This is a genomic window from Alkalihalobacterium sp. APHAB7, assembly GCF_048323755.1.
Lineage (GTDB): Bacteria > Bacillota > Bacilli > Bacillales > Bacillaceae_F > Alkalihalobacterium.
On the sequence record NZ_JBLWFS010000001.1, the window covers coordinates 473,365 to 495,192 of the forward strand.

Sequence of the window (21,828 nt, forward strand, 5' to 3'; positions counted from 1 at the left end):
GGATAATATGTCAGTGGAAACGAAGCTTGCGTTCGATCAAGAGTATGTTAAACAATTTTCTACAGGGCGCGGCGAACCTGAATGGCTATTAAATTTTCGCTTAAAAGCGCTTGACTTAGTAGATAAATTAGATTTACCAAAACCAGATAAAACGAAGATTGATAAATGGAATTTCACTCAATTTGCTCATCTTCAAGAAGTAACAGTATCTTCTTTTGATGAGTTAGATGATGAGATTAAAGGTTTAGCTGGTGAAGTAACGAGTGAACAAAACATTGTTGTTCAAAAAGATGGTGCAACAGCTCGTCTTCAAGTGAGTGAAGCTGTTAAGCAACAAGGTGTTATTTTTACAGACCTTGCAACAGCACTTAAAGAGCATGGACAATTAGTGGAAAAATATTTTATGGCAGACGCTGTAAATGTGGACGAAAACCGTCTGGTTGCCCTTCATGTGGCATTAATGAATGGTGGTACTTTCATCTATGTACCAAAAAATACAGAGGTAACTGTTCCTCTTCAAGCCGTTTACAATATAAGTGAAGCTGCATTATTCAACCACGTGATTGTTGTTGCAGAAGATAATAGTTCAGTTACGTATGTAGAGAACTATGTTGGAAGCCCTAAAGAAGTAACGATTGCTAACATCGTAGCTGAAGTGTATGCAGGTGCTGGAGCTCGCGTTTCTTTCGGAGCAGTTGACAATCTTTCTGAAAACGTAACGACTTATGTGGTTCGTCGTGCACAGGTTGGCCGCGATGCTCGAGTAGATTGGGCACTTGGTCAAATGAATGACGGAAATACAGTAAGTGAAAATACAACACACCTAGTTGGTGAAGGTTCGTATGCTGATACAAAAACAGTAACGATTGGTCGCGGAACACAAAAACAAAACTTCACCACACAGATTTTCCATCATGGAAAACATTCTGAAGGGTATATTTTAAAACATGGCGTAATGCGTGAAGAAGCAACTGCGATCTTTAACGGAATTACAAAAATTGAACACGGTGCTTCAAAATCAAACGGTGAGCAAACTGAGCGTGTACTTATGCTAAGTGAAAAAGCTCGTGGAGATGCGAACCCGATCCTTCTTATTGATGAAGATGATGTAACAGCAGGTCACGCTGCATCTGTAGGAAGAATTGATCCACTACAAATGTTCTATTTAATGAGTCGTGGAATTACGCAAAAAGAAGCTGAACGCTTAATTATTCATGGTTTCCTAGCACCAGTTGTAAACCAACTTCCAGTTGAATCTGTAAAAGAACGTTTTACGGAAGTCATCGAAAGGAAAGTAAAATAATGAACGTTCAAGAGGTTCGCAAACAGTTTCCAATTCTACATCAGGAAGTGAACGGGAACCCACTTGTTTATTTAGATAGTGCGGCAACGTCTCAAAAGCCTATTCAAGTTATTGAAGCTTTAGATGATTACTATCGTCGCTATAATTCTAATGTACATCGTGGGGTTCATACCCTCGGTACACTTGCAACTGATGGTTATGAAGGTGCAAGGGAAAAGGTTCGTAAGTTTATCAATGCGAATTCAACAGAAGAAATCATTTTTACAAGAGGAACGACAACAGCACTCAATCTAGTTGCTAGCAGTTACGGACGTGCCAATCTCGGTGAAGGTGATGAAATCGTTATTACACCGATGGAACACCACAGCAATATCATTCCGTGGCAACAAGTGGCTAAAGCTACTGGAGCGACGTTAAAATATATTCCACTGCAAGAAGATGGAAGTATTGATCTAGCTGATGTTGAGAAAACGGTAACTCCGCAAACGAAAATTGTATCGGTTATGCAGGTTTCGAATGTGTTAGGGGCCATTAACCCAATCAAAGAAATCGCAGCGATTGCTCACAAGCATGGCGCGGTAATGGTTGTGGACGGTGCCCAAAGCACACCTCATATGAAAATCGATGTGCAAGATTTAGATTGCGACTTCTTTGCTTTTTCGGGTCATAAGATGGCTGGTCCAACGGGTATCGGTGCTCTTTATGGAAAGAAAAAGCTATTAGACAACATGGAGCCAATCGAATTCGGTGGAGAAATGATTGACTTTGTTGGTTTGCAAGAATCAACATGGAAAGAGCTTCCTTGGAAGTTCGAAGGTGGAACTCCAATCATTGCAGGTGCCATTGGATTAGGGGCGGCGATCGATTTTCTAGAGGAAGTCGGTATGGATGCAATCTTAGCGCACGAGCATGAACTTGCGCTTTATGCGATGGAGCGTATGTCTGAAATTGAAGGATTAACGATTTACGGTCCGAAAAAGCGGGCAGGTGTAGTCACTTTCAACATTGACGATGTTCATCCACATGATGTAGCGACAGTGCTTGACGCTGAAGGAATTGCTGTTCGCGCAGGTCATCACTGTGCGCAGCCGTTAATGAAATGGCTGAACGTAACAGCAACAGCGAGAGCTAGTTTTTATTTATACAATACAAAAGAAGATGTTGATGCACTTGTCAATGGATTAATAAAAACAAAGGAGTATTTCGGCGATGTCTTTAGGTAACAATCTCGATACTTTATATCGACAAGTGATCATGGACCATTATAAAAGCCCTCGAAATCGTGGAGAGTTTGAAGGAGATTCTGTAACGGTGAATATGAATAACCCAACATGCGGGGATCGTATTCAAATACAAATGCAAGTAGAAGATGATAAAATCACAGCTGCTAAGTTTGTAGGTGAAGGGTGCTCCATCAGTCTTGCTTCTGCATCGATGATGACACAGGCTGTTAAAGGTCTATCTGTTGAAGAAGCATTAAAGATGTCACAAATCTTCTCTGATATGATGCAAGGTAAAGACTATGATGACTCTACGTTTGATCTAGGTGACATTGAAGCACTACAAGGTGTATCAAAGTTTCCAGCACGAATTAAATGTGCAACGTTAGCATGGAAAGCGATGGAAAAGGGTATTCAAAGCGAAAACGAATAAGGAGGTTTTCTCATGGCTAAGAAAATGCCGGAAATCGGTGAATATAAATATGGCTTTAGAGACAAAGACGTTTCGATTTTCCGTTCGAAAAAGGGATTAACTCGTGAAATCGTCGAGGAAATTTCTCGAATGAAAAGTGAACCACAGTGGATGTTAGATTTTCGTTTAAAGTCACTGGAGCAATTTTATAAAATGCCAATGCCGCAATGGGGTGGCGATCTTTCTGGATTAAACTTTGATGATATTACGTATTACGTTAAGCCATCAGAGCGTTCTGAGAAATCTTGGGATGAAGTACCAGAAGAAATTAAAAATACGTTTGATAAGCTAGGAATTCCTGAAGCAGAACAAAAGTATCTAGCTGGGGTTTCTGCTCAATACGAATCTGAGGTTGTTTATCACAACATGCAAGAAGGTCTTGAAGAGCAAGGAATTATCTTTAAAGATACGGACTCTGCTTTAAGAGAGAACGAGGACATCTTTAAAGAGTACTTCGGTACAGTTATTCCTCCTACTGATAATAAATTCGCTGCACTTAACTCTGCAGTGTGGTCTGGTGGATCATTCATCTACGTACCAAAAGGCGTAAAAGTTGAAACTCCACTGCAAGCGTACTTCCGTATTAACTCTGAAAACATGGGTCAATTCGAGCGTACGTTAATCATCGCAGACGAAGACAGCCACGTACACTACGTAGAAGGCTGTACTGCGCCAGTTTACTCAACAAACTCACTTCATAGTGCGGTTGTTGAAATCATCGTTAATAAAGGCGGTTACTGCCGTTATACGACGATCCAAAACTGGGCACCAAACATCTTCAACCTTGTTACAAAACGTGCAGTTGCTGATGCAGGCGCTACAATGGAATGGGTTGACGGTAACATCGGTTCGAAGCTAACGATGAAATATCCTGCAGTTGTTATGAAAGGTGAAGGAGCAAAAGGTACGATCCTTTCAATTGCAATCGCTGGTAAAGGTCAGCACCAAGATGCTGGGGCAAAAATTCATCACTTAGCACCAAATTGTTCATCGACGATCGTTTCTAAATCGATCTCAAAACAAGGTGGTAAAGTAACGTACCGTGGGATTGCTCACTTCGGACGTAAATCAGAAGGTTCAAAAGCGAAGATTGAGTGTGATACGTTAATCATGGATAACCAATCAACTTCTGATACAATTCCTTACAATGAAATCCTAAACAACAACATCACATTAGAGCACGAAGCAACGGTATCAAAAGTATCTGAAGATCAGTTGTTCTATCTAATGAGTCGCGGTATTTCTGAAGAAGAAGCGACTGAGATGATTGTTATGGGCTTCATCGAACCATTTACAAAAGAATTACCGATGGAATATGCAGTAGAGATGAACCGTCTCATCAAGTTCGAGATGGAAGGTTCAATCGGTTAATAAATGTAAGGCCGCTTCTTCCCTTGTGGAGGAGCGGCTTTTTAATTTTTTTGAGTGGCGTCGACTGTTGTTTCGGAAAATTGATGCTGGTGGTTGAGTGAACACAGCACGGTTAACTAGTGATTATTATAACCAAGTAATTAAGGGAACTGAGAGGCCCTTATTAAGCCAAAAGACACTAACTTTTAATGAAAAGGGAACTCAGAAGCCCTTATATTACCGTTTCAACCAAGAATTTTTGTAATTGATAGTCAATAAGGACCATTGAGTGCCATAATGTGAATATATAGGGTGAAAAACAAGAAATAAGGGCCTCAGAGTGCCATAAAATAACTGTGAAAGAAATTGTTTGAAGAGAGTTCTAGTTACATTTATACTAAACATAGTCAGTCTACATAGAGGTCACTTCTAAACTTAAATTGGGAGTGGTAACAATGGCAAGGTTTCAGGAGGAATATGATAAATGGTTAAAAATACAAATTCTCGAAGAAAAAAATCCCCGCAGGCGTGAGCTTCTTGAAAAAGGACTTGGGCATGGGACAGTTGAGTTTCTTCGATTAGTTTGGTTCCCTGTAGTAGGAAATTTTGATGATTTGTACCCGGAATGGGAAGTCCTAGACTTTAATAATGGCTATCGTTATCTAGATCTCGCTTATAAACGAGGAGGTGCGAAAGGATGTATTGAAATCCAAGGATATGGTCCACATGCAAGAGACCTTGATGTGAGGAGATTTAAAGACTTGTGCTGGCGACATTCGTTACTATCGCTTGATAGTTGGACAATATTACCGATAGCTTACTTATCGATAAAAGAAGAAACAAAACAATGTCAGCAGCTTGTACTTGCTTTTATTGGGAAGTTTATATCTATGGAAACTCAATCGCAGTTATCATGGCTAGAAGTAGAAGTTGTAAGGTATGCACGTCGGTTAATCAGACCGATAACACCACTAGAAATTGCAAACCATTTAAAAATAGGTATTCGCCACGCTCGGCGCATTTTACATCATCTCGCCGATCTCGAAATTTTTGTTATAGCTAGCGGAAACAAACGCGCTCGTTCATATCAACTGAAAGCAGCACCTCACTTTTAAGATAAATAACTTAAAATAAGCGAACCGTAGCTACTATAATACTCACCATCGATTTCCATTTCCACCACATTCATCATTGTAACATTTACATCTCATTCTCATTCAACAGCAACTTCCTAATGCAAAGCAACTCCCAATGCACAGCAGCATCCCAATCCTACATCACCACCACTATTGACCACTCCACTCGCATATAACCTCACCTCCACAATAGCACCCGCATCACCGAAACTAACTTTCCTATCAAATAGCTAAATAAACTCGTTTCATCTCTTTCAAGTTATTATTCCGGTCTAGTTATTAAAAATGACTCATCTAAATAATAATCATTCCAACCGCATTTCCCCATAGCAGGCCCTAACTATTGTGAACATGAGAAAAACAGTAGTATGATAGACGTATCCATCATTTTGACAAAGAGGGATTGCGATGATTTACATAGGTTTAACCGGTTGGGGGGATCACGATGATTTATATGAAGGAACGAGGCCTCAGGATAAGCTGCGAACGTACAGCAGTCATTTTCCTGTCGTTGAAGTGGATTCCTCATTTTATGCGATACAACCTGTTCGTAATTATGAAAAATGGATACGTGAAACGCCATCTTCTTTTCAATTTGTCGTGAAAGCCTATCAAGGAATGACGGGGCATCAGCGTGGAGCGATTCCATTTCAATCGAAAGAAGAGATGTTTGAAGCGTTTCGTGAATCGGTCGAGCCGTTAGTTCGGGAAAACCGTTTAGCAATGGTCTTGTGTCAGTTTCCTCCATGGTTTGATTGCCGAAAAGAAAATGTTCAATATATACGCTATGTTAAGGCACAGCTTCAAGCTCTTCCAGTTGCACTAGAATTTCGCCATCAATCATGGTTTACTCCAGATATGAAGGAGAAAACAGTAACGTTTATGAAGGAGGAACAATGGATTCACAGCATTTGTGATGAACCGCAAGCGGGTACTGGGAGTGTTCCGATCGTACTAGAAGCTACCGACGACGAGAAGACACTCATACGGTTTCATGGTCGCAACTACTACGGCTGGCGTGATCCGGGGGACGGAAATTGGCGCGATGTCCGTTATTTATATAATTACAATGATGAGGAACTTGGTGAATGGGTTGAAAGGGTAAGACGACTTGAAACGTCTACAAAAGACATATATGTCGTATTTAATAATAATTCAGGTGGAGATGCGGCTGGAAATGCTAAACGATTTCAAGCAATGCTCGGCATCGAATATGAAGGACTCGCCCCTAGACAATTAACGTTATTTGATGAATGATATAGTATTATAAATTATTTTTGTAAGACGAGTAAGTAAGCGCAATTAAAGAAAGTTGGGGAACAGGTATGGAATGGATCGTTTTAGTGATTTTAGGGCTCATTGCCGGGACATTAGGCAGTTTAATGGGCTTAGGCGGCGGGATTATTGTTGTGCCCGCTTTAATGGTTCTTAGTGGTTACATCGGGATATTAGCCGGCATCACTCCGCAAGTGGCAGTTGGTACTTCTTTACTCATAATGATTTTTACAGGAGCGTCATCTACCCTCGCTTATATAAAGCAAAAGAAAGTAGACTACATAAGTGGTTCGATTTTTTTAATTGGGAGTATTCCAGGAGCTTTGTTTGGGGTTTATTTAAACAAAGGAATTGAAGTTTCCAGCTTTCTTATTTATTTTGGACTTTTTATTATTATTGTTTCTTTAATTTTAATGGTCAGAAAGTATTTAAAGCCAATTAAAGTAGGAAAAAAAGGGGTTAAACGAGAATATGTGAATGACCTAGGAGAAACCGTTCAATATGGCTTCAGTCCTTGGCTTGCTATTCCAATTTCCTTTATTGTCGGTATGTGTTCAGGATTATTTGGGATCGGCGGCGGTTCGCTCATGGTACCTGCAATGATCTTAATCTTCGGTTTTCCGGCTCATATGGCTGTTGCCACATCGATGTTCATGATTTTCTTTTCAGCCATTTCTAGTTCCGTTTCTCATATCGCTTTAGGTAACGTGGATTGGCTGTATGCGATAGCGTTAATTCCAGGAGCATGGATCGGTGGAAAATTAGGGGCCGCAATCGGTCAACGACTAAAAAGTGATACATTAGTTATGTTTTTACGAATTTTCTTAGTCATTATTGGAGCGAGATTAATTTGGCAAGGGTTGATGGTAGGGTAATTGCCCTTCGTGTTAAGAGATTATGTTAAAGCATATTGTTGAAATGCATTGATCTTTGGCTCAAAATTTGACACTGGTTTACCCTCTTCAAAAGATAATTGTCTTGGGTCTGCATGAATGAGAAGTGATGTCCACATAAAATCTTAGTCTTTTTCAATAACAACATCTACATCAAACATTAACAGCGTCACTATAAAAAAGGAGGCTTTTGGGTGTCTTCTGAACAGACTTTATTTATTTATCATACGAACGATATACATAGTCATTTTGAACATTGGCCAAAAATTGTTGAATTTATTAAAAAGCAGCGCAGCTTTCATGAACGAAAGCAGGAGAATATGCTTTACTTTGATATTGGCGATCATGCCGATCGGTGTCATCCAATGACTGAGGCAACAGAAGGCAAAGGAAATGTTGAATTGTTAAACCAAGCAGGAGTTCAAGCGGTTACTATCGGAAATAACGAAGGTTTAACATTTTCCAAGGACACTTTGAACGAGTTGTATGAAGATGCACAATTTCCTGTTTTAGTAGCGAACTTGTTAGACGAACACGATGAAGTGCCGGCCTGGGCAAAGCCTTATCACTACATCACGTTAAACAATGGAACAAAAATTGGTGTAATCGGGATGACAGCGCCATTTTTTCCTTTCTACGACAAACTAGGCTGGACCATTGTCGACCCTTTTGAAATCTTACCCAATCTCGTAGCAAAAGTTCGTGCTGAGGCTGACTTTGTGATTTTCTTATCACACCTCGGCTTCCCGGCAGACCAAGAAATAGCCGAGCACATTGAAGGCATTGATGTTATTTTAGGAGCGCATACGCATCACGTTCTTCAGTCCGGTAAAAACATAAAAGGTACATTCATCGGCCAAGCGGGGAAATTTGGCTTTCATATTGGTCAGATCAAACTTGTAATTAATGAAGAAACAAAGGAAATTGTCGATATTGAAATGGCGGCCATTGAGACGCCAACAATGCCACAATCAAAGGAAACACTTGAGCTGTTAGAGCGTCTTGACCAAAAACAACGTCAAATTATGAACGAAGAGCTTGCGGTATTGCCGTATGATTTACCGGTTAAATGGTTTGAACCTTCAATTGGTCCAGAGCTGTTAGCAGAAGCATTAAAAGAGTGGTGTAGTACAAATATTAGCATGGTGAATTCTGGTGTGCTACTCGATAGTCTTCCAAAAGGCGGTATTACGAGAGGGGATGTTCATCGAATTTGTCCTCATCCGATTAACCCATGTATTGTTACACTGCGCGGTGACCGCTTGAAAGAAACGATCTTGCATGCTTTTACAGAGCGGATGCAGCGCCTTGAATTAAAAGGTTTTGGTTTCCGTGGTGAAGTTTTAGGGAGAATGGCTTTCTCAGGCATTGAGGTTCATACTAAAAAGCTAGCAGACCAAGCAGAACACGTAGAACGGATTCTCATTGACGGACAATCGATTGATATGAAAAAAGAGTACCAATTAGCAACCCTCGATATGTTTACATTTGGAAAACTGTATCCGGCTATCGCCGAGTCTACGTCAAAAGTTTTCTTTATGCCGGAGCTTCTTCGGGATGTTTTCTTATGGAAGTTAAAACAAATTAGGTAATCGTCCAACCTTTGCACTTTTTCGTCTGTTTTTCATATTGTATAACGAGGATAAGTCAAACGCCTTGTGAAGTTTTATCTTCATAAGCAACCACGTGAGCTTGTTCTAGAGACTATTCCTAAGGGATTAAGGCTTTGGAACATATGCATTATCCGAAAAACGGAGGAGTGATACTGTGCTTGAAATGAATCCAATTTCAATCGAGGGTCATACCTTCATTGCTGTTACCCTTAAGCTTCCAAAAACAAACTTTATGGCAGTGATGAGTGATAAAGGATATATAATGTGCGGGGCACTTGACGTTGCACTATTAAATGAAAAGCTGAAAGAGCGTAAAATCATCGCAGGCCGTGCCGTTGGTGTTCGTACAATCGACCAACTCCTTGAGGCTCCGCTTGAGTCCATTACATTAGAAGCTGAAGCTGTAGGTGTTAAAGCAGGAATGAAAGGTAAAGATGCATTGTTAAAGATGCTCTAACTCAACATATGGATACTCTATCCATGTTCAATAAAAAGAGACTGACGGATTTTATTTTTTCGTTGGTCTCTTTTGTATTGGGTTAAAAGACCTATACACGCTCACCAAAATTTTCTAATCTTATCAACTGTAGTCCTGAATTTTAATTAAACAGTTGAAAGGGAGTTAACATATGTCTACACAAATGATACCCTTGATATGTCGAAATTTTATACAATTTGTAGATGACTGTAAAACAAACGCCATATTTTTAAATGAAAGGGTTTCAATTCGTTTATCGATTGGAATCATTCATTCAGAGTGTAATGTAAATTTGAATTAGAGCAGGAGCAACCTATGAGACTAGCAGCAACTAAATCACTACTTGAAAATACTTGTCTTGCAAAGCCGATTATTAATGATAATGGGCAAGTTCTCTTACAGCAAGGGGTGCCCTTAACGTCACGAATGATTGAGCGTTTGATTGAGAAGGGAATTACTTTTGTTTATATTGAGGACGGACTGACACAAGATGTAGAAGACAATGAAGTGATTTCAGACAAAGTTCGTTTTCAAGCAATTGGTACGATCAAGTCTGAATTTAATAAAATTTGTGATGATCAAACATTAAAGAAATCTTTTCATAATGCACATCTTAGTCAAAACTTCTCAAAAGTGATCCGTTCCATTTTAGCTGAAGTAAAAGAGAACCCGAGAACCATTTCTCTTTTATCTGATGTTTTTGTTTACGACTCCTATATTTTTACCCATTCATTAAATGTTACTATATATACATTAGCACTTGCATTAGAGTTGAAATATAACGAGAAACAGTTGCTGGAAATTGGATTAGGTGCGATACTACATGATGTCGGGAAGATCGAAATTCCGACGGAAATTTTAAATAAGCCAGGTAAGTTAGATTATGAAGAGTTTTTAGTCATTAAAAAACATGCACAAGCTGGCTATGAACTATTGAAAGATCAACCAAACGTTTCTTTATTAACTGCACATTGTGCGTACCAACATCACGAGCGCAATGATGGATCGGGTTATCCTCGTGGGATTAAAGGGGATGAGATCCATCCGTATGCCAAGCTCATTGGTCTTTGTGATGTGTTTGATGCGGTAACCTCTAATCGTGTTTACCGTCGTGCTATGCTTCCTCATGAAGCACTTGAATTGTTGTATTCTGGGGTAGGAACATTGTATGATAAGGAATTGATAGAGGCCTTTCAAAGAACAATTGCGGTGTATCCAGTAGGTATAACAGTCGGTTTAAGTGATGGCAGGGAAGGTATTGTCGTAAAACAAAATAAACAGCTATCCACACGTCCAATCATCCGGATTACGAAGGAGAATGAACGTCAAGTTAAACCGTATGACCTTGATCTAATGACACATATCAATATGACGATCACAACGTGTGAAACTGTATTAGCAAATAAAGAAGTTAAAGTTTAAAGGGGGCTGCATGTAAGTTGGGTACAAGTGAAACGAATTATCTTCAACTATGTAGACATGTACTTAAAAATGGAATAAAAAAAGAAGATCGAACAGGAACAGGTACCATCTCCACTTTTGGCTACCAAATGCGTTTTGACCTTAATGAAGGATTTCCGTTATTGACGACCAAACGTGTTCCTTTTCGACTCATTGCCAGCGAGTTACTTTGGTTTATGAAAGGTGATACAAATATCCGCTACTTATTACAAGAAAACAATAATATTTGGAATGAGTGGGCGTTTGAACGTTGGGTAACGAGTGAAGAGTATGAAGGGCCAAACATGGATAACTTCGGGTTACGCTCGCAACAAGATGATGAATTTAGAAAGCAGTATGAGGAACAACTAGAATTGTTTAAAAGCCGTATACTGAAAGATGATACATTTGCTGAAAAATACGGAGATTTAGGACAAGTCTACGGAAAGCAATGGAGAGCATGGCAAACGTCAACAGGGGAAACATTGGACCAATTAGCCGATGTAATTGAAACGATTAAGAAAAATCCATCTTCAAGACGCCTGATCGTGTCTGCTTGGAATCCAGAAGATGTTCCATCGATGGCATTGCCTCCTTGTCATACGTTGTTTCAATTTTATGTTTTAGACGGAAAGTTATCGTGTCAATTGTATCAAAGAAGCGGCGATATTTTCCTTGGCATTCCTTTTAATATTGCAAGCTATGCATTACTTACCCATTTGATTGCTCATGAATGCGGTTTACAAGTTGGCGAGTTCATTCATACGTTAGGTGATGCTCATATCTATTTAAATCACTTGGAGCAAATTGAAACGCAGTTAAGCCGAGAGCCCAAACCGCTTCCTAAGTTGGTATTGAATGAGAATGTCAAGTCGGTGTTTGATTTTGAGATGAAGGATATCTCCATTGAAGGATATGATCCACATCCGACGATTAAAGCTCCCGTTGCCGTTTAATGATAGGCCGAATAGGCTCTTAGCAGGCACCTTTCGCTTTTCTATTGTCTAGCTGCAGGTGCCCAGCGTCTAGTGGACTTCGCACCCCTCCTTACGATAAGTCAACATCGGCTCAATGACGATCGCCGTGTTTCCTATATCTCATACGGGGGAGCTCCAGTCCATAAGCCGCTAAACGGGCACCTTTCGCTTTTCTATACTCAAGGTTATAATAGACCTTGAGTATTTTTCGTACTTTGAAAGGGGTTGTTTTCGTTGATTTCATTTCTAGTTGCGATGGACAATAACCGTGTGATCGGTAAAAATAACGATTTGCCGTGGAGTCTCCCTGCTGATCTGGCGTATTTTAAAAAAGTAACTATGGGACATCCCATCGTTATGGGGCGGAAAACGTATGAGTCGATCGGACGACCATTGCCGGGACGAGAAAATATCATCCTCACGCGTAATCAAGAATATAGTGTAGATGGTTGTACCGTGCTTCACTCGTTAGCAGATGTGAAACAAGTTGTAGATGCAGACGATAAAGAAACGTTTATTATCGGTGGTGCTGAAATTTTTAAAGAGGCGTTTCCAATCGCGGACAAGTTGTATATCACGCATATCGATGAAGAATTTGATGGCGATACTTATTTTCCAGCCTTTCCTGATAGTGAGTGGAAAGAAGTGTCGAGAGAAAAAGGGATAAAAGACGAGAAAAATCCGTATGATTACTACTTTACGGTTTATGAAAGAAAGTAACGAATGGTCGTTACCTATCCAAATAGAGGATTTACCTTCTTAAAATAGTTAGATCTGACTGAAGTCGTATCGATAAAAATTAAGGGTTTCTTATAAATTTCAGGTCAAGGCCGTCCCCCTTCTGCATATATTTTTTGCAAAGGGGGTTTTTGTTGTGGTTCGTTTTAGACAGCGTGGGGTGTGGAAAGGCCCTCTCCTTAAAAGAAAAAGAGGGAATGGTCCTCTCTTTAATCAAAATTCAGGAAGGAAAGGTCCGCTTCCATTTCGTTATGTTCTGTTATTATCTTTTGTTATTTTTATTGTTCTAACCGCACAAGGGCTTTGGCTAGTAGAGAAAGGTATTCGGCCGACGCTTATTCATATTGCCAAAACGGAAACACAAGTTTTAGGTACAGAAGCGATTAATGACGCCATTTCTAAGAAAATTGCTGAGCAGTTAGATATGGATGAGTTGCTGATTGTTGAAAAGGATCAAAATGGAGATATCGCCTCGATCACATTTAATTCATCTATTGTCGCTCGTGTTCAATCTGAAGCGACACAACGGGTTCAACGCTATTTACGATTAATGGAACAAGGCAGAGTCCATGAGATGGTCCTTCCTGATGGTGTGGAAGTTGATTTTAACGAAGAAATTTACACACAAGACGGTATTATTTATACGATTCCTTTAGGTCAAGCGACAAACAATGCTCTACTCGCTCATTTAGGTCCGCAAATTCCGGTTCGATTTACAGCGATTGGGGATGTAAAGGCAAATATGAGGCATCAAGTAGAAAATACGGGCATCAATAATACGATGTTATCTCTATATCTCGATCTGCAAGTGGATGTTAAAATCGTTATTCCATTTGCAACAGATATGGAGGTTGTTAAGACCTCGATTCCGATTGGTATGACGTTAGTTCCAGGGAAAGTTCCAGAATATTATAATGTGGGTGGAACGGGTCCAGCACCTACCTTCATTAGAGAGTCAGACATTCAAGATGCTGTAAGAGATAATTAACTTAGTGCTCCAATTGAAGGTTGTCCGATAGTGGACACGTGTTGAAAAACCAAAAAGTAAGAGTTATCTCCTGCTGAAAATAACAGAAATTACATTTGGCGTTTTTTTAGAATAATGCTATACTATAGCGTGGTCAATGACAAAGTAAATAGTTACACCTCATCAAGTAATGATGAGGTAGAGGCGCGAGTTTCAAGAGTAATCAGTAGGAGGATGACAACTGTGAGTACTGATGAAAGGGGAACTTGCCGAAGTGAGAGTACTTGTTAACGTACTTTTTGCTGGGGTTGCATCGAATAGGTGTAACACTGTCACAGCACCGGTGCTGTGGAGGACTACTTTAGTTGATGGGGAGCCAATAGATGCTCGATTAGAGAGGCTTACTCAAGAAGATAGAGTCACCACTTCAACTAGATTTTTTGAAGTGAATGACACTTTAGAGTAAGCCTTTTTTTGGTTCCAATTGTAGTAAAAAAAATTAGTAGGAGGTCAAAAGATGGAAACATCAGTATTATCATTAATTCCTCCCGTGCTAGCGTTAATCTTAGTTATTATAACGAGACGTGTATTGATTTCGCTAGGGGCAGGGATTATTGTCGGTGCGTTATTACTAAATGGGTTCGATCCAATCAGTTCTTTAACGCAAATCTTTGGGATTGTAGCAGCGATTTTCTATGTGGACGGTGCAATCAATGATTGGGAGCTTTATATTATCTTTTTCTTATTATTATTAGGAATGCTCGCTTCCCTAATTGCTTTATCAGGTGGAAGTCGTGCGTTTGGTGAGTGGGCGCTTAAACGCGTAAAAACAAGAGTAGGTGCTCAATTAGTAACCGTTGTGTTAGGTATTATTATCTTTATTGATGATTATTTTAATAGTTTAACAGTTGGAAATGTAAGTCGTCCTTTAACAGACCGTCATCGAATTTCACGCTCAAAGCTAGCGTATCTCGTGGACTCGACATCTGCTCCAATGTGTGTCATTTCACCAATTTCTAGTTGGGGAGCTTATATTATCGCAATCATCGGCGGTATCTTAATGACACATAGTGTTACTCAATATCAAGCACTTCAAGCCTTTTTAATTATTGTTCCAATGAACTACTATGCCTTATTTGCTGTACTACTCGTCTTAGCGGTGGCATGGTTTAAGCTAGATTTCGGTGCGATGAAAAAACACGAAAAGTTAGCCATTGAAACGGGTGAAGTGGTAGATAAAGCAAAAGGAATACCTCCAGGGGAAAACATGGATGTTCAACCTGTGGAAAATGGTAAAGTAAGAGATCTCGTATTACCGATTATTACTTTAATTGTTGGTACAATTTTCTTTATGGTTATTACGGGAATTCAAGGAACAGAAGGAACAGCAACGATTCTTGAAATCTTTGAAAATACCGATGTAGCTGCAGCTCTCGTCTATGGAGGCTTACTTGGATTAGCAGCAGCTGTTATTTTAACATTAATGAAAAAAGTACCAGCGAAAGACTTTGGAATGGGGTTGTGGGCAGGTATAAAATCGATGCTTCCTGCGATCTATATTTTAATTTTCGCATGGACGATTATTGAAATTATTGGCGATTTAGGGACTGGCGCGTATTTAGCGACGTTGATTGACGGGAATATTCCACTTGCGCTTTTACCTGTAATTATCTTTATTGTTGCTGGTGCAATGGCGTTTTCTACTGGAACATCTTGGGGAACATTCGGTATGATGTTGCCAATCGCAGGTGATATTGCAGCAACATTAGATATTACGATGCTGCTTCCGATGCTAGCTGCTGTATTAGCTGGAGCGATTTTCGGTGACCACTGTTCACCAATTTCGGATACGACGATACTGTCATCGACCGGAGCAGGCAGCCATCATATTGACCACGTCATTACGCAGCTTCCTTATGCTCTACTAGTTGCTTTAATTTCAATTGTAGGCTTTTTAGTCCTTGGAATTACAGGCAGCATGGTGTTCGGTTTTATGGCTGCATTTGCTGCTTTTATAATAATAGTTATCGTATTAAAGAAAATAGTATAACGACTAGAAAAATAGAGGCTAACTTTAGTCTCTATTTTTTTCGATTATTTTCGACAAAGCTATTTACAAACTAGGACAAACTTATTATAATAAAAAAACGAATTATCTGAAAATTAGTAACAGAAAGGGGTACGAATTGTAAAATTCGTAATAGCTATTCACAAATGCTATGGAATTCGTGTGGATTGAATATTCATAATATTTTTAAAAATAATAATTTTTGCTAGACTATCTTACAGAAAGTAGAATATACTTGCTATTAAGAGATAGAAAATTTAGAAAATTAAAAAGAGAAAGGGGTTATGAAAATGAATGGACGTGAACAATGGGGCACACGTGCTGGATTTATTCTAGCGGCAGTCGGTTCAGCAGTAGGTTTAGGTAACATTTGGCGTTTCCCTTATGTTGCGTATGAAAATGGAGGTGGAGCATTCTTCTTCCCATATTTATTCGCACTATTAACAGCGGGAATTCCACTATTAATTATGGAGTTCACGATGGGACATAAGTATCGTGGTTCGGCACCATTATCTTATGCAAGAATGAACAAGAAAACAGAATGGATTGGTTGGTGGCAAGTAGGGGTATCATTTGTCATTGCAACATACTACGCCGTCATTATCGCTTGGGCGATGGCTTATGCATATTTTGCAATCGGTCAGCGCTGGGGAGAAGACACGGGTGGTTTCTTATTCGGAGAGTATCTCCAATTAGCTGAAGTACCAGGTCAAATTGGAAGTCTTGTACCATCTGTATTTTTCCCATTAATTCTAGTATGGGTTATTACATTAGGTGTTTTATTTAAAGGTGTTAAAAAAGGTATTGAAGTTGCAAACCGTATTTTTATTCCTGCACTTGTAGTTTTATTCTTAATTATCGTTATCCGTGCTTTAACGTTAGAAGGAGCTGCTGTTGGTCTTGATGCATTCTTCAAGCCAAACTGGAGCGAAATTATGACGCCAAGCGTATGGGTAGCAGCTTACGGTCAAGTATTCTTCAGTTTATCCATTGCATTTGCTATCATGATCACTTATTCAAGTTATCTTGGGAAGAAATCAGATATTACGAACAATGCGTTCATTACAGGTTTCAGTAACTCTAGTTTTGAAGTATTAGCTGGTATCGGGGTATTTGCTGCATTAGGTTTCATGGCGACACAAGCGGGTGTTCCATTAAACGAAGTAGCAGCGGCAGGTATTGGTCTAGCGTTCGTTGTCTTCCCGCAGATTATTAATACATTCCCTGCACTTAATGGGCTGTTTGGTTTCTTATTCTTTGCTTGTTTAGTTTTAGCAGGTTTATCGTCTTTAATTTCGATCGTTCAAACATTTGTAGCGGGTCTACAAGATAAGTTCAAAATTTCTCGTGGTAAAGCAGTTATTTTTGGTGGCGGTCTTTCAGCTTTAATCTCAGTTCTTTTTGCAACTCAAGGGGGACTATTCTTCCTAGATGCAGCTGACCACTTCATCAATACATTTGGTGTAGCACTTTCTGGTCTAGTATCAGTTATTACGGTTTCATGGTTTGTTAAGAAGCTGCCAGAACTTCAAGGCCATGCAAACTCCGTATCGGATATTCGTTTAGGTTTATGGTGGAAAGTGTGCTTAGGAGTTATTACTCCAATTGTTCTAGGTTACATGGCTATTCAAAATCTAATCGGTAATATTCAAGAAAACTATGAAGGCTATGCAACATCATTCTTACTTTACTCAGGGTGGGGCGTTGCGATTGGAGCAATTCTCATCGGATTTATCTTCTCAGCGATTAAGTGGGGGCAAAATGATTTAGAAATTCCAAAGGAAAAAGGAGCTGAACTATAATGAGTGCAAGTGCAATTGTAATGATGGTTATCGGTATCGCAATCGTTTGGGGCGGCTTAGCTTTAAGTATCTTAAATGCCGTTAGAGTGGCTAAACAAAATAAATAAGGTTTTTAAGGAAAACACTCAGATGTTGATCTGAGTGTTTTCTTATTGCTACGCACTTTACTTTATATAGAAAAAATTCCCCGTTAGATGGGGGAATGGACTAAGCGGACTCACAGGCCGTTATTTCTTTAATAAGTGGCTATCTTGAGGACGTAATGGACTCAGAAGCCCTTATTTACTAGAATCTCTAATGTATTTACTCAATATTAAACAAATAAGAGCCCCTGAGACCACCAATTGGTTAAATGAGTTGGTTTCAGTTATTATAAGGTCCGCTGAGTCCTCTTGATCAGAAAATTGTAGTTGCTAACAATAAAACAAGCTCCTCCATGTGTTTAATTATAGTTTGTACTAGCGTTTTTTACGTCTAGCCGCACGTTCTTGCTTTTCCCAAGACCTTAATGAAGGATAAGGGTCAAATGACCATTCGGTTATGCCATTATCACGATACATTCCGTAGTGAAGGTGAGGTGGGAATTTGCCTTGTGTTCCTGGTTTTCCGTAGCCTGAACTTCCCACATATCCAATGACTTGTCCAGGCTCCACAACTGTTCCCGGATCAATTCCTTTTTCGAAGCCGCTTAAATGAGCGTAATAGTGATAAATGTTATTTAAATCCCGGATTCCGATACGCCATCCGCCATATCGATTCCAGCCTTTTAATTCGACAACCCCATATGTCGTTGACCGAACAGGCACATGATAACCGGCAAAAATATCTGTACCTTCGTGAATTCTTCGACCACCCCAACCACGACGGTCACCCCATGTGCTACGGTAACTATAGTTATGGTTAAGTGGGACTGGGAACGCATTTTTCGTCAACTCAAGAGTACCGAACTTTTCGTATATCTTAGCATGTCCTGTAATGATATTTACGGTTTGATCACGTTGATAGTGTTCCCATAAGGCAATACGAAAATCTTCAAAATTAAAGCCATACGACTCTAAATGTCTGGCCATCGTATAGAGAACATCTTCATCATTATTCCTGTCTGCAGCGCCATCTCCATTACCATCTAGACCTTTACCGCCAAATAAGCTGATGGATAATGGATCAGTGTCCTCGAGATTGGGGTTTAAAGGACCGACCCATTGTTCCGGGGAGTAATAAATGCCGATGACTCCTTCTTCATCTGGGCGATCTCGTCTTGCTTTTCGTAATCCTCGTTCGTACGTATCGACAGCCGCTAAATAATTCCAAGGAATGTTCGTTAGTGTCTCAACCTTTTTATAGAGGTCCATTCGTCGTTCATATTTTGATTCGGTTTTCTGTTCTCCAAATACACTGTAAGGTTGGAATACAGCAAACAGAAAAGGAATAACGGCAAAAATGATTGCAAACTTTTTTAGCATTATGTTATTCTCCTTTCTAGTGGGTGTTACAGGCTATTGATCTGTAAAAGCTCATAATGTTAGTTTGTAATTTATTTGGAAAATAATCTGAGTTAATTATTGGTAATCTAACATGGTATTTGTGAGTACAAGGTAAAACGTGATACATTAGTATAATAAAATAATAAGTTGGAGTGAACGATTCCATGGCAAAAAAAGAAGAACATATTCGTAAACCGGATTGGTTGAAAATAAAGTTAAATACGAATGAAACTTACACTGGCTTAAAGAAAATGATGCGTGAAAACAATTTACATACGGTTTGTGAAGAAGCACGTTGTCCAAACATTCACGAGTGCTGGGCAGAGCGTAAAACAGCAACTTTTATGATTTTAGGAGACGTATGTACGCGAGCATGTCGTTTTTGTGCAGTAAAAACAGGACTTCCGACAGAGTTAGATTGGCAAGAACCTGAGCGTGTTGCAGATTCAGTTCAACTGATGGGCTTAAAGCATGCGGTTATTACTGCAGTTGCACGTGATGATCTTAAAGATGGTGGAGCTGCAGTGTTTGCTGAAACGGTTCGAGCCGTTCGCAGAAAAAATCCTTTTACAACAATAGAAGTGCTCCCGTCTGATATGATGGGCGTATACGAAAACGTAAAAACGTTAATGGATGCAAGACCAAATATCTTAAACCATAATATCGAGACGGTAAAACGGCTTACACCAAGAGTTCGTGCACGTGCAACGTATGAGAGATCACTCGAATTTCTTAAAAGAGCGAAGGAGCTTCATCCTGATATTCCAACCAAATCTAGTTTAATGATTGGACTGGGTGAAACAAAAGAAGAGATTATCGAAACGATGGATGATCTCCGTGCCAACAATGTAGATATTATGACGATTGGCCAGTATCTTCAACCGACGAAAAAGCACTTGAAAGTTGTGAAATATTATCACCCAGATGAGTTTGCTGAGTTACGAGAAATTGCGATGTCTAAAGGATTTAGTCATTGTGAAGCAGGCCCACTCGTAAGATCTTCGTATCATGCGGATGAACAAGTAAATGAAGCACAAGTGCATCAAGAAGCTTCAAAAGTTATTGAAAAAGAGGCGAACTCTTCAAAGTAACCTAATAAAAAAATAAAAAGTGACTATCCCTAGAGCCAGGTGACATGATGTGTTTCCTGGCTCTTACTGCGGGAGAGCCTCTTAAAGTCATAAATAGACGCCATCACATTAATCTATTTATGCTTCTTCTTGCCCTTGATCTTCTGGCAATTGCTTATCCCGTTGGATTGGATAAGGTGCTTCATATTGCATTTCCGGATCGCCAGCTTCTTGCAAGCGCTCAAGGTTAGGGAAGATAGGATCCATGTCTCTAATTTGTTGCTCTAATAAATCATCGACTCGTGGAGTTAAACTGCTTAAGTTACCAAAACGTTCAATGTCTTCCATCATTTCTGGATTATCCGTAACAAAAACGTCTAAGTACCGTGGTGCCATCGATTGTGCTGTTACTTTCACTTGTAGAGCAACATCTTCTCTATTTTCAACAGCATTAGCTGAGTAAGCGACAAGAATGTATTTATCCGTAACAAGCGTACCGCACTCTTCAACTTGTGGAAGATAGACGGCCATTTTACTTATGGCATCTGCAAGTAGGTCACGATCTATATAAGCCGCATCTGGTTCACGATGTTCGCGTTGTTCCTGGGCCTTTTGATGGCGGACATAGCCGAATTGCGCGTGCTCTGGATTTTGAACTCCGTTTCGTTCAGAATGAAGGATGCCAGCACCACCACCAGATGGATTATACTTTGTATGTCTTGCTTGCTGTTGCATGTTTGGAGCTTCATTTCCCATCATCGTTTGACAACCTGCAGTGATTAGCATCGAAGAAAGTACACAAGCAGTGATCATTTTCTTTTTCATTAAGACGACCCTCCTCCTTAAAATTTGTACGATTAAGTACCTTAACTAAAGTCCAAAAATGAATATTGAAAGATCTCTTTTATAGGTTGAGCGAGTCTAGCCATTTTTAATGAATGAAAATAATGGTTAATTTGGAATGCGTCAATAGGATTTTCACTAACAGAACGGTGCTGATACAAATCTACGGATGTTATGAAGTTTCAGTTTATGGTAAAATAAAATGAATGATTTAAAGAAGGTGGGATCTTGATGGTTCGGGTACAAGGCTTGAGCTTTGAAATTATAGAAGACGTCCGCAATGGCTGGAATGAAGAAGAATTCATCGAGCGTTATAGTGACGTTTTAAATAAATATGATTATATTGTAGGCGACTGGGGATACAGTCAGCTTCGCTTAAGAGGGTTTTTCGAAGACGCTAATAAAAAGTCCAATTATGAAAATAAAATAAGTACGCTTTCCGAATATTTATATGAATACTGTAATTTCGGTTGTCCTTATTTTGTATTAAAGCGAGTAAAAGAAGGGCGTAAAAATTAGTATAGAACACCTAGGGTCGTATATTGTCGGGGGCGGATAAGAAACAGCACAATTAGGATCTACCCAGTAAAACAAACTTAGGATCATAAAGTGTCTGCTTGTGATTATCAAGTACTGTTTGACTGATAAAATAATGTACATAAATAAAAAATATAACTTGATAAAAACAGTGAGGAATCA

20 protein-coding genes and 1 riboswitch are annotated in these 21,828 nt (G+C 39.5%); of the genes, 18 read left to right on the forward strand and 2 right to left on the reverse strand.

Annotated features, from left to right (window positions below):
- Nucleotides 1-7 precede the first annotated feature (7 nt).
- The 16 genes from sufD to ACNSTQ_RS02135 all read left to right on the forward strand — a co-directional run bounded on the left by sufD (nucleotide 8) and on the right by ACNSTQ_RS02135 (nucleotide 17,839).
- Entirely contained in the window at nucleotides 8-1,303 is a 1,296-nt protein-coding gene (gene sufD / locus ACNSTQ_RS02060; protein ID WP_418198188.1) for a Fe-S cluster assembly protein SufD, read from the forward strand.
- Nucleotides 1,303-2,526, forward strand: a complete 1,224-nt coding sequence (locus tag ACNSTQ_RS02065; protein WP_418198189.1) for a cysteine desulfurase — start codon at nucleotides 1,303-1,305, stop codon at nucleotides 2,524-2,526. Before sufD ends, ACNSTQ_RS02065 begins: the two co-directional genes overlap by 1 nt.
- Nucleotides 2,513-2,956 (forward strand): Fe-S cluster assembly sulfur transfer protein SufU, encoded by a 444-nt coding sequence (gene sufU, locus ACNSTQ_RS02070; RefSeq protein WP_418198190.1) that lies wholly within the window; start codon nucleotides 2,513-2,515, stop codon nucleotides 2,954-2,956. Before ACNSTQ_RS02065 ends, sufU begins: the two co-directional genes overlap by 14 nt.
- A 12-nt stretch (nucleotides 2,957-2,968) precedes the next feature.
- Complete coding sequence (gene sufB, locus ACNSTQ_RS02075) at nucleotides 2,969-4,366, forward strand: Fe-S cluster assembly protein SufB (protein ID WP_418198191.1); 1,398 nt, start codon at nucleotides 2,969-2,971, stop codon at nucleotides 4,364-4,366.
- Between the two features lie 434 nt (nucleotides 4,367-4,800).
- Complete coding sequence (locus tag ACNSTQ_RS02080; protein WP_418198192.1) at nucleotides 4,801-5,460, forward strand: transcriptional regulator; 660 nt, start codon at nucleotides 4,801-4,803, stop codon at nucleotides 5,458-5,460.
- A gap of 429 nt (nucleotides 5,461-5,889) precedes the next feature.
- The gene (locus tag ACNSTQ_RS02085; protein ID WP_418198193.1) at nucleotides 5,890-6,738 is read left to right on the forward strand and encodes a DUF72 domain-containing protein; all 849 of its coding nucleotides are present in this window, start codon (nucleotides 5,890-5,892) and stop codon (nucleotides 6,736-6,738) included.
- Between the two features lie 68 nt (nucleotides 6,739-6,806).
- Complete coding sequence (locus ACNSTQ_RS02090; protein ID WP_418198194.1) at nucleotides 6,807-7,631, forward strand: sulfite exporter TauE/SafE family protein; 825 nt, start codon at nucleotides 6,807-6,809, stop codon at nucleotides 7,629-7,631.
- Between the two features lie 212 nt (nucleotides 7,632-7,843).
- On the forward strand, nucleotides 7,844-9,241 hold the full coding sequence (locus tag ACNSTQ_RS02095) for a bifunctional metallophosphatase/5'-nucleotidase (protein ID WP_418198195.1): 1,398 nt from the start codon (nucleotides 7,844-7,846) through the stop codon (nucleotides 9,239-9,241).
- 175 nt (nucleotides 9,242-9,416) lie between these two features.
- Nucleotides 9,417-9,719 carry a YunC family protein gene (locus ACNSTQ_RS02100; RefSeq protein ID WP_275119914.1) on the forward strand — a complete coding sequence of 101 codons (303 nt, stop codon included), beginning with the start codon at nucleotides 9,417-9,419 and terminating at the stop codon, nucleotides 9,717-9,719.
- A 336-nt stretch (nucleotides 9,720-10,055) separates the two neighbouring features.
- The gene (locus ACNSTQ_RS02105; protein ID WP_418198196.1) at nucleotides 10,056-11,162 is read left to right on the forward strand and encodes an HD-GYP domain-containing protein; all 1,107 of its coding nucleotides are present in this window, start codon (nucleotides 10,056-10,058) and stop codon (nucleotides 11,160-11,162) included.
- 17 nt (nucleotides 11,163-11,179) lie between these two features.
- The gene (locus ACNSTQ_RS02110; RefSeq protein WP_418198197.1) at nucleotides 11,180-12,136 is read left to right on the forward strand and encodes a thymidylate synthase; all 957 of its coding nucleotides are present in this window, start codon (nucleotides 11,180-11,182) and stop codon (nucleotides 12,134-12,136) included.
- A 276-nt stretch (nucleotides 12,137-12,412) separates the two neighbouring features.
- Complete coding sequence (locus ACNSTQ_RS02115) at nucleotides 12,413-12,877, forward strand: dihydrofolate reductase (RefSeq protein WP_418198243.1); 465 nt, start codon at nucleotides 12,413-12,415, stop codon at nucleotides 12,875-12,877.
- 154 nt (nucleotides 12,878-13,031) lie between these two features.
- On the forward strand, nucleotides 13,032-13,883 hold the full coding sequence (gene yunB / locus ACNSTQ_RS02120) for a sporulation protein YunB (protein ID WP_418198198.1): 852 nt from the start codon (nucleotides 13,032-13,034) through the stop codon (nucleotides 13,881-13,883).
- Nucleotides 13,884-14,053: 170 nt separating this feature from the next.
- Nucleotides 14,054-14,229: riboswitch (Lysine riboswitch) on the forward strand.
- A 150-nt stretch (nucleotides 14,230-14,379) separates the two neighbouring features.
- Complete coding sequence (locus tag ACNSTQ_RS02125; RefSeq protein WP_418198199.1) at nucleotides 14,380-15,912, forward strand: Na+/H+ antiporter NhaC family protein; 1,533 nt, start codon at nucleotides 14,380-14,382, stop codon at nucleotides 15,910-15,912.
- A 308-nt stretch (nucleotides 15,913-16,220) separates the two neighbouring features.
- Nucleotides 16,221-17,732 carry a sodium-dependent transporter gene (locus tag ACNSTQ_RS02130; RefSeq protein ID WP_418198200.1) on the forward strand — a complete coding sequence of 504 codons (1,512 nt, stop codon included), beginning with the start codon at nucleotides 16,221-16,223 and terminating at the stop codon, nucleotides 17,730-17,732.
- Nucleotides 17,732-17,839, forward strand: a complete 108-nt coding sequence (locus ACNSTQ_RS02135) for a methionine/alanine import family NSS transporter small subunit (protein WP_418198201.1) — start codon at nucleotides 17,732-17,734, stop codon at nucleotides 17,837-17,839. Before ACNSTQ_RS02130 ends, ACNSTQ_RS02135 begins: the two co-directional genes overlap by 1 nt.
- Before the next feature lie 351 nt (nucleotides 17,840-18,190).
- Here ACNSTQ_RS02135 and ACNSTQ_RS02140 read toward each other — a convergent pair whose 3' ends face one another.
- Nucleotides 18,191-19,195 carry a M23 family metallopeptidase gene (locus ACNSTQ_RS02140; protein ID WP_418198202.1) on the reverse strand — a complete coding sequence of 335 codons (1,005 nt, stop codon included), beginning with the start codon at nucleotides 19,193-19,195 and terminating at the stop codon, nucleotides 18,191-18,193.
- 185 nt (nucleotides 19,196-19,380) lie between these two features.
- Here ACNSTQ_RS02140 and lipA point away from each other — a divergent pair, with 185 nt between their 5' ends.
- A complete protein-coding gene (gene lipA, locus ACNSTQ_RS02145) occupies nucleotides 19,381-20,307 on the forward strand; it encodes a lipoyl synthase (RefSeq protein ID WP_418198203.1) in 927 nt (308 codons plus the stop codon).
- Nucleotides 20,308-20,424: 117 nt separating this feature from the next.
- Here the strand turns inward: lipA and ACNSTQ_RS02150 are convergent, their stop codons facing one another.
- Nucleotides 20,425-21,111, reverse strand: coding sequence for a YhcN/YlaJ family sporulation lipoprotein (locus ACNSTQ_RS02150; protein WP_418198204.1), 687 nt, complete (start codon nucleotides 21,109-21,111; stop codon nucleotides 20,425-20,427).
- A 249-nt stretch (nucleotides 21,112-21,360) separates the two neighbouring features.
- Between ACNSTQ_RS02150 and ACNSTQ_RS02155 the strand changes: the two genes are divergently transcribed.
- A complete protein-coding gene (locus ACNSTQ_RS02155; RefSeq protein ID WP_418198205.1) occupies nucleotides 21,361-21,648 on the forward strand; it encodes a YutD family protein in 288 nt (95 codons plus the stop codon).
- Nucleotides 21,649-21,828 lie beyond the last annotated feature (180 nt).